Annotated in this window: 11 protein-coding genes and 1 tRNA gene; 6 read left to right on the forward strand and 6 right to left on the reverse strand. The window is 48.6% G+C overall.

What is annotated here, in order from left to right:
- Nucleotides 1-70: 70 nt before the first annotated feature.
- From fadJ to FDW92_RS06560, 3 genes are all read right to left on the reverse strand, one after another.
- On the reverse strand, nucleotides 71-2,218 hold the full coding sequence (gene fadJ, locus FDW92_RS06550) for a fatty acid oxidation complex subunit alpha FadJ (RefSeq protein ID WP_042307044.1): 2,148 nt from the start codon (nucleotides 2,216-2,218) through the stop codon (nucleotides 71-73).
- Complete coding sequence (gene fadI / locus FDW92_RS06555; protein ID WP_038642387.1) at nucleotides 2,218-3,528, reverse strand: acetyl-CoA C-acyltransferase FadI; 1,311 nt, start codon at nucleotides 3,526-3,528, stop codon at nucleotides 2,218-2,220. The genes fadJ and fadI overlap by 1 nt, the downstream gene beginning before the upstream one ends.
- Before the next feature lie 176 nt (nucleotides 3,529-3,704).
- Nucleotides 3,705-3,989: a YfcZ/YiiS family protein gene (locus FDW92_RS06560; protein ID WP_038642389.1), complete on the reverse strand. Its 285-nt coding sequence runs from the start codon at nucleotides 3,987-3,989 to the stop codon at nucleotides 3,705-3,707.
- Between the two features lie 371 nt (nucleotides 3,990-4,360).
- On the opposite strand from FDW92_RS06560, the gene fadL reads away from it, so the two are divergent.
- Nucleotides 4,361-5,641: a long-chain fatty acid transporter FadL gene (gene fadL, locus FDW92_RS06565; protein WP_042307042.1), complete on the forward strand. Its 1,281-nt coding sequence runs from the start codon at nucleotides 4,361-4,363 to the stop codon at nucleotides 5,639-5,641.
- 61 nt (nucleotides 5,642-5,702) lie between these two features.
- Here the strand turns inward: fadL and mlaA are convergent, their stop codons facing one another.
- Complete coding sequence (mlaA, locus tag FDW92_RS06570; protein WP_042307040.1) at nucleotides 5,703-6,458, reverse strand: phospholipid-binding lipoprotein MlaA; 756 nt, start codon at nucleotides 6,456-6,458, stop codon at nucleotides 5,703-5,705.
- A 297-nt stretch (nucleotides 6,459-6,755) separates the two neighbouring features.
- On the opposite strand from mlaA, the gene FDW92_RS06575 reads away from it, so the two are divergent.
- Together FDW92_RS06575 and FDW92_RS06580 are read left to right on the forward strand one after the other, a co-directional pair.
- Entirely contained in the window at nucleotides 6,756-7,688 is a 933-nt protein-coding gene (locus FDW92_RS06575) for a formate/nitrite transporter family protein (RefSeq protein WP_167371263.1), read from the forward strand.
- Nucleotides 7,689-7,763: 75 nt separating this feature from the next.
- Nucleotides 7,764-7,835: transfer RNA gene (locus tag FDW92_RS06580), tRNA-Arg, on the forward strand.
- Nucleotides 7,836-7,909: 74 nt separating this feature from the next.
- On the opposite strand, the gene FDW92_RS06585 is transcribed toward FDW92_RS06580, so the two are convergent.
- Nucleotides 7,910-8,542, reverse strand: a complete 633-nt coding sequence (locus FDW92_RS06585) for a hypothetical protein (RefSeq protein WP_042307036.1) — start codon at nucleotides 8,540-8,542, stop codon at nucleotides 7,910-7,912.
- A 280-nt stretch (nucleotides 8,543-8,822) separates the two neighbouring features.
- On the opposite strand from FDW92_RS06585, the gene FDW92_RS06590 reads away from it, so the two are divergent.
- Nucleotides 8,823-9,431 (forward strand): DUF1062 domain-containing protein, encoded by a 609-nt coding sequence (locus FDW92_RS06590; RefSeq protein WP_042307034.1) that lies wholly within the window; start codon nucleotides 8,823-8,825, stop codon nucleotides 9,429-9,431.
- Between the two features lie 75 nt (nucleotides 9,432-9,506).
- Here the strand turns inward: FDW92_RS06590 and FDW92_RS06595 are convergent, their stop codons facing one another.
- Nucleotides 9,507-11,405: a methyl-accepting chemotaxis protein gene (locus FDW92_RS06595; RefSeq protein ID WP_042307032.1), complete on the reverse strand. Its 1,899-nt coding sequence runs from the start codon at nucleotides 11,403-11,405 to the stop codon at nucleotides 9,507-9,509.
- A gap of 529 nt (nucleotides 11,406-11,934) precedes the next feature.
- Here FDW92_RS06595 and FDW92_RS06600 point away from each other — a divergent pair.
- The gene (locus FDW92_RS06600) at nucleotides 11,935-12,189 is read left to right on the forward strand and encodes a DUF1471 domain-containing protein (RefSeq protein ID WP_042307030.1); all 255 of its coding nucleotides are present in this window, start codon (nucleotides 11,935-11,937) and stop codon (nucleotides 12,187-12,189) included.
- Nucleotides 12,190-12,323: 134 nt separating this feature from the next.
- Nucleotides 12,324-12,917 carry a Slp family lipoprotein gene (locus FDW92_RS06605; RefSeq protein WP_042307027.1) on the forward strand — a complete coding sequence of 198 codons (594 nt, stop codon included), beginning with the start codon at nucleotides 12,324-12,326 and terminating at the stop codon, nucleotides 12,915-12,917.
- Nucleotides 12,918-13,381: the final 464 nt, after the last annotated feature.

A 13,381-nucleotide genomic window follows, 5' to 3' on the forward strand; every position in this document is an offset into this window, starting at 1 on the left:
TATAGTCAATCTCTGTTTACATTTTGAGCATGGGCCATACATTCAGTGCGGATTCATCCTACCTTTGACCTCATGAATTCAGGTCAGTTTCCCTACTATTCCAGAATCTTTCACCACGTTCCGCCATCAGCAATAATTGCTCACACGGTGTAAACCGCGAGCCATATTGTGTTGATAGCCGTTGCAGAGCCGCAACTACTTCACCCGCGCCGAGCGAATCCATATACCGGAACGGGCCGCCGAGGAATGGCGGAAAACCAATACCAAATACAGCACCGATGTCGCCATCACGCGCGCTGCGGACGACTTTCTCGTCGAAGCAGCGTGCTGCTTCATTGAGCATTAACATGACGCACCGCTCAGCAATTTGCGTGGCGGGGAGTCGGGCCTGGCCCTGAGCGCCAATAAGCGTATAAATTGCAGGGTCGACCTGTTTTTTGCTTTTACGCCCTTTCGCCCCATAAAGATAGAAACCACGACCATTTTTTCTACCTTTGCGATCGTCATTCAAAATTGAAGCAACAACATTTGCAGGCGCGCTAAAACGTTCTCCATACGCGGCCTCAAGCACAGGTATAATTTTAGTGCCCGTATCAATTCCGACCTCATCCAAAAGTTGGATTGGCCCAACCGGAAAACCAAACTTAACCAGCGCGGCGTCAATGGCTTCAACCCGCTCGCCTTCGGTTAACAGGCGTATAGCTTCATTGATGTAAGGCGCTAAAATGCGGTTAACGTAAAACCCGGCCTTATCTCTGACGACTATCGGTGTTTTACCCTGTTTTTTCGCCAACTTGACGGTTGTTGCAATAGTTTGCTCAGAGGTCGTAGCATGCGGAATGACCTCAACCAGCGGCATTTTTTCAACCGGGCTAAAAAAGTGCAAACCAATCACTTGTTCAGGTCTGGCAGCCTTAGCCGCAATATCACTAATCGGTAAAGATGAGGTGTTGGAAGCAAAAATAGTGTGAGGTGCGCAATTTTGTTCAACTTCTGCCACCATCTGTTGTTTTAACGCCAGATCTTCGAACACGGCTTCAATAACCAGATCGCGATGCGCAAAACCACGATAATCGGTAGATCCCGAGATTAACGCCAGCTGTTTATCGCGCTCGCTGGCTTTGATATGACGGCGACGAACCTTCGTTTCAAGCTGATCCCAACTGTACTTCAGCGCGTGGTTGATTCCCTTAGCATTAATATCTTTGATACGGACTGGCAAGACACCTTTACAGGCCGTCACATAGGCGATACCACCGCCCATCAGACCGCCACCCAGAATACCGACGCTGCTTAGCGGCCCCGCCTTTGCATCACTACCAGGATCCTTTTTCACGTCTGTATTGGCAAAAAAGATGTGCCGCAGCGCCTGAGACTGGGGGGTCATCGCCAGCTCCCCAAATGCGCGGGCTTCTGCGTCATAACCGCTACTGCTTCCTTGCGCAAGGCCGGTTTCAATGACCTCAAGAATACGTTCCGTCGCGGGATAATTTCCCTGCGTTTTTTGCGCCGTCTTTTTACTGGCCATACGGAATAGCAGTGCTCGTCCCAGCGGTCCCGCTAACACCCGCTCACGTACGGGCAGGCCCCGGTGTGAAGAACTGTCTTTTTTAGCCAGTTCAACGGCAGCTTCCAGTAAAATAGACTGCGGCACGACCTCATCCACCAGACCCACTTTAAGTGCCTGTTTTGCGCGCAATTGTTTCCCTGTGAGGATCATATCCAGCGCAGTACTGACGCCAATAAGGCGTGGTAAGCGTTGCGTGCCGCCGGAGCCGGGCAACAGGCCAAGCTGGACTTCCGGCAAACCCAGTACGGTTTTAGCATCATCCGTACAAATACGGTTATGGCAGGCCAACGCCATCTCCAGGCCACCGCCCAGACAAGCGCCGTGAATAGCGGCGATAACCGGGATCGGTAACGCGTGAATTTCTGCCATAATCTGCTGGCCCTGGCGGGCCAGCGTTTCGGCTTCCTGCGCGCTGCGACAGCTACCAATCATGTTGATATCAGCTCCGGCGATGAAGTTATCGGGTTTCGCTGAAATGAACACCACACCGCGCAGCGCTTTGTTGTCGCGAATTTGTTTCAGGATGGCCCGAACCTGAGAAGCAAACTCCGCTTTCAGGGTATTCATTTTCTCTCCGGGCACATCAATGGTGACAACAGCGACGTTATCCAAACGCACATTAAGCGTAAAAGCCGATGTCATTTCCATTATTCCGCCTCCAGAACCATTGCCGCACCCAGACCACCTGCCGCACAGGCGGTCACTAAGCCAAAACCGCCGCCACGGCGGCGTAATTCATTGAGGGTTTGCGTAATCATTCGCGCACCAGTAGCGGCGAAGGGGTGTCCATAGGCAATCGATCCGCCCAGCACGTTAAATTTACTGTCATCAACCTCGCCAGTGGCATGTGCCCTCCCCAACACTTCGCGGGCAAAACGTTCGCTGCCCAGCAACTGAAGATTCGCCAGCGTTTGTGCGGCAAAGGCTTCATGCATATCGATCAAGGTTAAATCCGCCATCGTCAGTCCAGCTCGCTCCAGCGCAAGCGGCGTTGACCACGCCGGCCCCAGCAGCATGTCCTGCCAGACATCAATTGCGGTGAAAGCATAGCTGCGTAAATACCCCAGCGGCACCAGCCCCAGCTCTTTCGCACGCGACTCTGTCATCAATATCACGGCGGCTGCGCCGTCCGTCAGCGGGGTACTGTTCGCCGCAGTCACGGTACCGTGCTTTCGGTCAAATGCCGGACGCAGTTTGGCGTAATCGGCCAGCGTAGAGTTGCCGCGAATGTTGTTATCTTCGGAAAGAGGATCTTTAAACGGTGGCGCGTAGGTGGTCATCACCTCATCGGCGAGCTTTCCTTCAGCCCATGCCTGAGCGGCACGTTGGTGCGAACGATGCGCCAGGGCATCCTGCTGCTCGCGAGTAATGCCATAGGTTTTCGCCATCTGCTCGGCCGTATCCCCCATGCGCAAGCCGGTGGAATATTCAGCGACGGCTGGCGGCACAGGCATCAGGTCACGTAAACGCAGCCGGGAAAACAGTTTCAGGCGTTGCCCTGTCGTGCGGGCTTTATTGACATCCACCAGCACACGCGCCAGCTTTTTGCTGACGCCAATCGGCAGGACTGACGACGAGTCCGCCCCGCCGGCAATTCCGGCGCGAATCGTTCCCGCCATCAGGCTTTCCGCGACATTCGCCACTGCCTGGAAGCTGGTGGCGCAGGCTCGGCTTACGCTGTAGGCATCCGTGTGCACATTCATACCGGTTCCCAGCACGATTTCACGAGCAATATTGGGGGCTTCAGGCATTTGTACAACCTGGCCAAAGACCAGTTGCTCGATCACATCAGCGGGTATTTCGCTACGCGCCAGCAGTTCGCCAACAACCATTTTCCCCAGATCTACGGCGGGAATGCCATGAAATGCGGTTGCCTGACGGGCAAATGGCGTACGCAATCCGCTTACAATGGCGATGCGATCGCCCTGGCGGGTAACCAGCGGTAAAGCCTGACTCATAACACTCCCCTGTAAAAAATAAAAATAAGTGGTCTGACCTGATCACAGTCTTAACCAATTTTTTACATTTAGCCAAGCGGAGAGAAAAGAAAGTGGGAGCTAAGACACAGTGAATAATCACTGACTGTTACGAAAATGCCCTTGCCACCAGGTAGCAAGGGCATAAATAGAAGGGATTAACGCAGGCCCAGCTGGAAAATCAGCGTTTCTGCTTCACAAGCAAAAACAAAGTCAATGTCCAGACGCACACCATCTGACTCCTCAGTAAAAGTAGAGGTGATTTGGCAAGGCTCAGATTCCACGCCACGCGCCTTTTCAGTCAGAGCGGCCAGCGTTTCTTCTGCCTCTGCGCGATTCGCGAACACACGGCTGTATGACGCGGTGCAATCGGAGTTGTCCATGATGGTGCCAACATCCATACAGCAGCAAACCGGGGTTTCATCAGCACTGCATTTACTCATTGTAGATTTCCTCTGTATTCGCACCTGAGGTGCCAGATAAACGATGGGGATATTTTACGCTCCCCTCTTTCGCCTCTCCAGTCGTTAATTGTATGAAATGCGATAAGTGACCGAAATCACACTTAAAAATGATCTAAAACAAAAATCACCCAAACAGGTGAGTGCGCATACCCGCAATTTTGCCAGCTGGATCGCGTTTCCGAGATCAGAATTGAAAATATTTATAAACATACTTGCAACATTTCAGCTGGTCAGACCTATACTCTCGGCACTGGTCTGATTTCTATGTCGTACCTCAGACCCTACACTTCGCGCTCCTGTTACGGTATGTAACATTGTTTGTATAAAAATAAATCTATGAGGTTATGGTCATGAGCCAGAAAACCCTGTTTACAAAGTCTGCTCTCGCAGTCGCAGTGGCAATTATCTCCACACAGGCCTGGTCTGCAGGCTTTCAGTTAAACGAATTTTCTTCCTCTGGCCTTGGCCGGGCATATTCGGGTGAAGGCGCTATTGCAGATGATGCAGGTAACGCCAGTCGTAACCCGGCACTGATTATGATGTTTGATCGCCCCACTTTTTCTGCGGGTGCAGTGTATATCGATCCAGACGTTAATATTTCCGGTAAATCGCCATTCACCGGACGTAGCACCGACGCAGATAACATCGCCCCGACGGCGTGGGTTCCCAACGCTCACTTCGTGATGCCTATCAACGAACAGTTTGGTTGGGGGGCATCTGTCACCTCTAACTATGGTCTGGCGACCGAGTTTAATGACAGCTATATCGTCGGTGAATACGGTGGGAAGACTGACCTTAAAACAGTCAACCTTAACCTGAGCGGTGCCTACCGCCTGAATGACAGCTGGAGCTTTGGTGTTGGTTTTAATGCCGTCTACGCCGATGCAAAAATTGAACGTTATTCCGGTGAAATGACTGCGGGATTACCGAAAGTCAGCAACAAAATTGCCAGCCTGAAGGGTGACGAATGGGGCTACGGCTGGAACGCCGGTATTTTGTACGAGCTGGATAAAAATAACCGTTACGGCTTGACGTACCGCTCTGAAGTTAAAATCGACTTCGATGGCGATTACAAAAGCGGTATTCGCACCCAGGTCAATGGGTTACCTGGCGCAGGCACCGCGTTCCCATGGGGAACAACCAATGCCACCGTCCCAGGTTCTTTGACGCTGAACCTGCCGGAAATGTGGGAACTGTCGGGCTATAACCGCATCGCTCCGCAATGGGCTATTCACTACAGCATGGCTTACACCAGTTGGAGCCAGTTCCAGGAGCTGAAAGCCACCGGCACCAACGGCCAGACACTGTTCTATAAAGAAGAAGGCTTCAAGGATTCTTACCGCATCGCGCTGGGCACAACCTACTATATGGATAAAAGCTGGACCTTCCGTACGGGTATCGCCTATGACGACAGCCCAGTTCCTGCGAGCAAGCGTTCCATCTCCATTCCAGACCAGGACCGCCTGTGGCTGAGTGCGGGTACGACTTACGCATTCAATGATGACGCATCTATTGATGTTGGTGTTTCTTATATGCACGGACAGAAAGTGACCGTCAAAGAAGGCCCGTATACTTTCGACTCTGAAGGTAAAGCCTGGCTGTTCGGTACCAACTTCAACTACGCATTCTGATTTTCTTCCGACGTAAAAAAGGTGAGCTTTTTTAGCTCACCTTTTTATTTGCACCAATTCCTTACTCGGAATCGATATCTTTTAAATCATCCTGAATGGCTTTCGCGTTCGGGTTTTCTTCTGGTTTAAGTTTCCCGCCGTTCGCGATGAAGTCATGACGCTGGAAGTAGGCTTCACGTACCATGATGTAAGGGTCGGAAGACTGACGCAGCAGACCGTCGGAATCAAGCAGCTGTGCGCGGGTTTCAATCCCTTCAACGGTCCATTTACCTATCGACAACGGCCAGGTCAGCCAGGACAATACCGGATACAGCGTATCCACCATATCGCCACCATCATCGCGCAACGTGAAGCTACCGTAGAACGGAAGCTGCATATACGGTCCGTAACCCACGTCATAGTGGCCTAACGTACTGCCAAAGCGGTGTGGTTCAACGCGCTGTAGCTTCGGATTCGCCATACCCGCCACATCGATAAAGCCGCCCATACCCAACAAGGTGTTCAGGAAGAAACGGGTAAAATGCACCATCCCCTGATAAGGATCGCCTTGCAGGAAATAGTTGACCATGACGGCCGGCTCTTCAAGGTTGCCCGTAAAGTTGCTTAAACCATTACGCGCCGGCTGCGGGACATAATCACGCCAGGCTACTGCTACCGGTCGAACAATATAGGGATCTAAAACATTAAAGTTAAAGTTGTACATAGTGCGGTTGAACCCTTCAAATGGATCCGAACGCCCCTGCTGTTCAGTACCGGAGCTCGCACACCCCACCAAAAGTGTGGTTCCCAGCGCAAGCGCCGACAGGCGAAGCTTCATAAGTGTCTCCCTGTGTAATATGGCTATCGCTGATTGCCATCCATGACGGAACGATGACGTATCCGCCTGTTAAGATGTGAGCGATTGTAACAGCACGTCAAACGATGTCTATATACCCGGTCTTACTGATTTGATCATAGCCTGGTAATGCACACTACGCGGCGGTTCTATTTTAGCTAACCCGATAAAAACAAACGTTACCATTTTTGCTATCTCAGACTTTGTCCCGCTGATTTTCGGATAAAAACCGCTACGCTTTAGCAATACATGCTTATTCAGGATTCGGCTATGAATGATATTGAGAAAGAAAAAATCGATCGGCACAGCGACGAAATCCAGGTCGAAAGTGATGAAAAGCTAGAAGGTAAAAAGATAGAGGTCGATGAGGACAGACTCCCCTCCCGGGCGATGGCGATCCATGAACATATCCGCCAGGATGGGGAGAAAGAGATGGAACGTGATGCGATGGCGCTGCTGTGGTCGGCCATCGCTGCCGGGCTATCGATGGGTGCCTCGTTACTGGCAAAAGGGATTTTTCACGTGCAATTAGAAGGCGTGCCTGGAGGTTTTTTACTCGAGAATCTTGGTTATACCTTCGGGTTTATCATCGTCATCATGGCCCGCCAGCAGCTTTTTACCGAAAATACCGTCACTGCCGTACTACCGGTTATGCAAAACCCCACCCTCGGCAATTTTGGCCTGTTAATGCGCCTGTGGGGAGTGGTTTTACTGGGCAATATTATCGGTACCGGCATTGCGGCATGGGCCTTTGAATATATGCCGATTTTTGATGAACAGACCCGCGACGCCTTTGTCAAAATCGGCATGGACGTGATGAAAAACAGCCCAACAGAGATGTTTTCTAACGCGATTATTTCTGGCTGGCTGATTGCCACAATGGTCTGGATGTTTCCTGCGGCCGGTGCGGCGAAGATTGTGGTCATTATTCTGATGACCTGGCTAATTGCGCTAGGCGATACTACACATATCGTCGTCGGCTCAGTGGAAATTCTCTATCTGGTCTTTAATGGTACGCTGCACTGGGGTGATTTCTTCTGGCCCTTTGCGTTACCGACACTCGCCGGAAATATCTGCGGCGGTACGTTTATCTTTGCGCTGATGAGCCACGCGCAGATTCGCAATGATATGAGCAACAAACGCAAGGAAGAAGCCAGGCAGCAAGCCAAACGCGACGAGCAAAAGCAGAAAAACCAGAAAAAACAGGCTTGAATGGTGACTGTTTGAGCAGTCAGGCGGCTTGAGACTTACCGTTGAGGGTAAAAAACGCTATACTCGTGCCGCTTTGTCCCCTTAGTTAAATGGATATAACGAGCCCCTCCTAAGGGCTAGTTGCAGGTTCGATTCCTGCAGGGGACACTCTGAACGCTCATATCCTCTGCTAAAAACCCTTTATCTTGTGACCCAAAACGGCAGAAAAATGTCTCTTCAGCTTAACCCTGTGCCAGGCGATAAAACGGAACATTTCTCACTGTTGCAGTGAGATTATCAGACACCAATGTCTGGCCCGTCGCTACCCGCATCCCTGATTTTCGCAACCTCAGTACGTCAGCCGCTATACGCTGGCTGCCAAACCAGAAAAGTCCGTCCAACGCCGTGACATCCAGTCCTGATTCGAGCGCCATCTTCAGGCGTTCCCGTGGAGATTTCACCGCTTTTGCGATCTGCTGGTAAGGGGCTTCGGTCAACCCTTCTGGATCTATGCGCCGGATACGATGCGACAGCCGGTACTGAAATTCATCCGGTATACCGTCAAGGCTCGCTTTCAGGGTATATACACACCCAAAGCGTTTACCATTGAAGATGACGTTTTTCTGGCTAAGCTGTAGCGCGTCACGCACGCTGGCAATCAATTGCGGGGTGCGAAGTAATAACAACCGAAAAGGCAGCTCAAAGCTGGTCACATAGTCCACGTTCAGTAAGGCAATACGCAAACGCTCTTCCGGGCCGGCCTTCATTTCCCGACATTCCGCAATGACGTCAGCCCATTGGCCGGTAAGACGAGAACTTTCAGCAGCCTCTGTAAAGCTGTACTTTTCAGCCTGATAATCAATACGTCCGCTCACACGGCATTCCCTTCTGGCCACATTCGGTATTTGCTGCTCACTTTACCAGCGACAGACGACTACCGAAAGCCCGGCAACATAACGAATATTGACTCAACTCATATACTTAATTGTTATCACACTGCTAATCTCACGGAATTCATTGGCTGGCGGACAGGGTCACCGTGTTAGAAATCTTTTCTTAACCCACTGAAAAATATCTAACAAATATTTTTCTCATATAAAAACGATGGTTCGTTCAATACGGATCCGAATTTATTTGGGTTAAAAAAGGTACGGTATGAAAGTCACATGGACTGTCACTCCTGCCGGGTACCAGCGTATTACCAAACGCTGTCCCGCATGCAATATAAAACGCGAGTTTGCACCTTCCGGTGCCTTCAGGGTTAATTCACAAAAAAAAGTGCTCGATATCTGGAGCATTTATAAATGCACGCATTGTGAATATACGTGGAATATCTCGCTGTTCTCACGGTTTCACATCAGCAAAATTAATCGAGAGCTGTACCATCGGTTTATCACGAACGATGCCAGTACGGTTCACTATTATTCTCATGATAAAGCCACTCTGAGCCGAAACAACGCTGAGCTTGCGGGTAAGCCTGATTTTTGTGTTCAGGAGCAATGGCAGGCCAGCATCAACATTGACCAGCACTTCGCCGTCAGCATCAGGCTTACCTGTGCTTTTCAGATCAGTGCGCTATCGATATTAAAGCGCCAGCTTTTACTCAGCACAGCGGAGATTAAGAAACTGATAGATGAAGGTCATATTCGTGGTATCACCATGAAAGAACTCAAATCCCGAACGTTACGGACAGCAAATGTCGATTTTCACTTGTCTGCGATAACGTTGTATGCCCGGCGAAGGGTGGTTTTGGCGCTACGTTAATAGAATAAGGCTCATCCTGAGGTAATGAGCCCTCCCGATCCGACACCTTTGCCGGATCGGGATAGCGGTTTTATGTCAGACAACAAAACGATTAACCAGATCCCTCATGGTTACGGAGAGATTATCCAGCCGCTGGCTGTCATTCGCGGCCTGAGAAACCAACGCCGCGTTTTGCTGCGTGACCTGCTCCATGGGTCTCAACGCCTGGTTTATCTGGGAAACACCCAGCGATTGTTCCGTCGCCACCCGGGCGATATCGCCGATATATTGCTTCATACTGGTGGTATTATCCGCCGCCGCTTTTAGCGCGGTAGCTGACGCTGTAACCCGCTCAACGCCCTCGCTGATTTTTACCATATTCTGCGCCACCAGCTCACGGATCTGATTCGCTTCTTTAGCACAGCGCTGTGAAAGGTTACGCACTTCACTGGCAACTACCGCAAACCCCCTGCCCATCTCTCCGGCGCGTGCCGCTTCAACAGCTGCATTCAGCGCCAGCAAATTCGTCTGAAAGGAAATATCATCAATTGAAGTAACGATATTTGAGATTTTCTCACTGGAGGAGCGAATCTCTCCCATACTCTGGTTTGCCGCGCTGGCGACGTTACTTGCCTGGCGAACCTCTTTTTCCAATCTTATTGTCAGGAGCTCCGCTTCGCGGGCATTGTCCGCCGTTTGCGTAATCGTCGTCGAGAGCTGTTCCATACTGGCCACGGCTTCTACAATCGATGCGGCCTGTTCATCGGTGCGCTGGGCCAGATCCTGATTTCCCGCCGTGATACTGCTGCTGGCATCGTACAGCACCAGAGAGCCTTGTTTTATCTCCTGTACGATGTGCTGAATATTTTCCAGCATCGTGTTATAGGCGCGATTGAGTGAAGAAAGCTCGTCTTTCCCTGGCGTCGCCAGACGTTGAGTCAGATCGCCGTTCATACCCGCAATCTTGCTTAGCGTGTCGCTGAACTGACGGTGCATATTGAGTGCGATGGCCCCGGCGAACGCCAATGATGCCAGTAGCGCCAGCAGGCTCACGGCCATATATATCTGCCAGTTCTTACGTGCATCCTGCGCGAGTTTTATCGCACTCTCCCATAGAAGATTCGCCGCCACATTTTCTATCTGTCGCATCACTTCAATACGCTGGGTTTGTACCTTAAACCAGACAGTAGGATCGACGTCAAATCCACCGTTCGCCGCATGGCTAAACGCGGCTTCGCGTAATGAAAGCGCTTGTGTAGCTTCGGTGGATTGTAAGCGACTTTTCAGCATGGCGGCCTGTTCAGGTGAACTCAGGCGCAATGATTGTGCCAGCCAGACATTCTGTTTACTGACCACATCGCTAAGCTGATGTAATTGTCCGTCGGCGAAATGACCAGAGGAAAAGATATTTGACAGCAGCGCTCGCTCAATGCCCGCTTGCTCCTTCAAATTCAGCAAGTTGTAGTAGGCTGCAAATGAATTCGCCATCTCGCCGGAATCCGTCAACGTCCCCAACCGGCCAACAAAATGCAGTACATCAGCAATAACGCTAGTATAAAACTTAACCACCTCAGAGGCTGGCAGACCCAATTGCGTCACCTTTTCCCGAATTGTCGCCAGCGACAGAATATTTTTCTTAAACGCGGCGACAGAGTTGGTCACATCCCCTGCCTGTAAGGCAGTATCGGACAGCGAACGCACAAATATCTCGATCTCGCGATCGGTTAACGCCCGTTGCGCATTTAGTTCATCTTTGAACGTCTTCCCTTCGGCCCCAAGAAATCCGACACTCATTCCACGCTCTTTTTGCAGTTCATGCACCACATTTCCGGCACTGCGTGCGAGGGCTGTCAGTTGGGCAATATTCTCCATCTGTCGTTCTGTTTCGATGCGCGTCCATATTCCTGAACCAGCAAACCAACATAACGCCAATAATAGTGGTTGCAGCGCGATTATTAACTTCATTTTCATCGGCATTCGATAAACCCACCACATGCCACTTACCTCCCTTATCCATATTTTCGTCATGGTTATCGGCGTGACATAGCTGCACTTTAAAATTTTTAAAAAGAAGGATGGGTATTTTTAGGTTTAATATCAGAAAGAATACCTCTATTTGATTACGCGACACAGAACAAAAACCTATCCTATCAATAATTTCAGATCTATATTTTGCGATTTAATAATTTATAGAATATTGTTCTTTTCATCCAAATAACGTAATTATTGTTCCTGTCCAGGACCGCTAACGGGAAAGCCTCAGTAATCAGCTGAAATCTTAATTGCCCCTGCGGGTATAATTAGTTCATAGAGAAAACAATCGATATTCTTTGCAGATCGTAACTGGAATCCAGCGTTAGGATTATTATATTAAACAACAATTCATCAAAAAACATATTTAGATCAACTAATTAATCACCTCTAGAAACGTGGCATCGGTAATAAGCTCACTTTTACATTGAATAAAAAAATAAGTTATCTAACATAATTAATGTTCACCATTACTCTATAAGAGAATCAACTTATGAAAAAAATTAGTATCATTGTATTGTTAGGTTCGGTAATCGCATTTTCAGCATATGCCGCAGAGCAAATTACACCAGAACAGGCAAGCAAATATACCAAAATAGGAGAGATTAGCGTAACTGAAGATGGATTCACAATGACTGACGATGGGCTCAGCAAAAAAGTAGATGAAAAAGGTGGCAAATACTACGTAATTACATCAACTGAAGGACATGCTGAACACAAAACTATCAATGCGGACATTTACAACTAAATGCCATGATACAAATAAGTCATTTATAAATTATTCCTACCTGAAAACTCGATTCTCCTGATAAGGGAGAGTCGTGTAATTTTATTATAAGCCTGTTCTATTTAACCTACATTTAATCTATTTAAGGAGGTGATATGTTAAAGGTTTATACCTCTGGGAAATTATCATATATCGCGCTCACCGCGATTACACTTTTTCTCTCTGGTTGTAGCACTATTCCTGCATCGATTAAAGGTAATAATCAACCAGACTTGCAAAAAGATTTTCTAAAACTGAAGCAAACCCCTGGCCTCTATGTTGGACAACAGGTTCGACTAGGAGGCCTCGTTATTAATGTCGTTAATCAGCCTCAAGAAACGTTGCTCGAAATAGCTGTACTGCCGCTTAATTATAATGCGCAGCCAGAAATTGGGGCACAATATCAGGGACGGATACTGGCCAAAAGCTTAATGTTTCTCGATCCGGTTAACTTTCGCAATCACTATGTTACCGTACTGGGCAACCTGACGGGGAGTCGTACTGGCCGGGTTGGTAATTCCATCTATCCTTTTGTTACAATGAATATTGTTGGTTATCAGGTGTGGCAAGAAGAAACGCGTATTATGCCGGCACCAGGTTTTGACTACGGTATTGGGCCAGTTTGGCCAGCCGACTGGAATGGTATGATGTATCCCGGTTGGGGATGGTACGATCCACCACTAGAAGTAGAGAAAACACTGTCTCCTTAACATTCGATAATTTTCTTCTGTCCATACTCTTCAATGCCTGGAAATCTACGTTCCCAGGCATTACCGCATATATCGCTCACCTTTTATCTTGTTGAATATAAATAAAAAAAGCTGGCGAAGTTATCGCCAGCAAAAGTCTGTATAGGAGTCTCAAGTTCGTCACCAATACAAGTGACATATTTATCCTAATGTTCCAGAAGATATTCTACAAGTTAGCTTTATATAAATTAATCCTGGATAACATAAAACATAATATTTCATACCAATATCTAATTGGTATTTTCGCCAGGAATTTTCTTATACCAAAATATAAAAACCAATTATTTCATAGCACTGAGAATTTTACTTAGGATTATTATATAGATTTACATCTGGATTAATCAGAAAAATAGATTATGTTTATAACATTAAATAAACATAGTATGGAATAACTATCTCCTGCATCTTCAACCTCAATCGCTAAT

Source organism: Citrobacter sp. wls706, from assembly GCF_005281305.1.
Classification (GTDB): domain Bacteria; phylum Pseudomonadota; class Gammaproteobacteria; order Enterobacterales; family Enterobacteriaceae; genus Citrobacter; species Citrobacter werkmanii.

Excerpts from the sequence above, each read along its gene's own strand:
- fadJ (WP_042307044.1), bottom strand. The coding sequence starts at position 2,218 with ATGGAAATGACATCGGCTTTTACGCTTAATGTGCGTTTGGATAACGTC.
- fadI (WP_038642387.1), bottom strand. The coding sequence starts at position 3,528 with ATGAGTCAGGCTTTACCGCTGGTTACCCGCCAGGGCGATCGCATCGCC.
- FDW92_RS06560 (WP_038642389.1), bottom strand. The coding sequence starts at position 3,989 with ATGAGTAAATGCAGTGCTGATGAAACCCCGGTTTGCTGCTGTATGGAT.
- fadL (WP_042307042.1), top strand. The coding sequence starts at position 4,361 with ATGAGCCAGAAAACCCTGTTTACAAAGTCTGCTCTCGCAGTCGCAGTG.
- mlaA (WP_042307040.1), bottom strand. The coding sequence starts at position 6,458 with ATGAAGCTTCGCCTGTCGGCGCTTGCGCTGGGAACCACACTTTTGGTG.
- FDW92_RS06590 (WP_042307034.1), top strand. The coding sequence starts at position 8,823 with ATGAAAGTCACATGGACTGTCACTCCTGCCGGGTACCAGCGTATTACC.
- FDW92_RS06595 (WP_042307032.1), bottom strand. The coding sequence starts at position 11,405 with ATGTGGTGGGTTTATCGAATGCCGATGAAAATGAAGTTAATAATCGCG.
- FDW92_RS06600 (WP_042307030.1), top strand. The coding sequence starts at position 11,935 with ATGAAAAAAATTAGTATCATTGTATTGTTAGGTTCGGTAATCGCATTT.
- FDW92_RS06605 (WP_042307027.1), top strand. The coding sequence starts at position 12,324 with ATGTTAAAGGTTTATACCTCTGGGAAATTATCATATATCGCGCTCACC.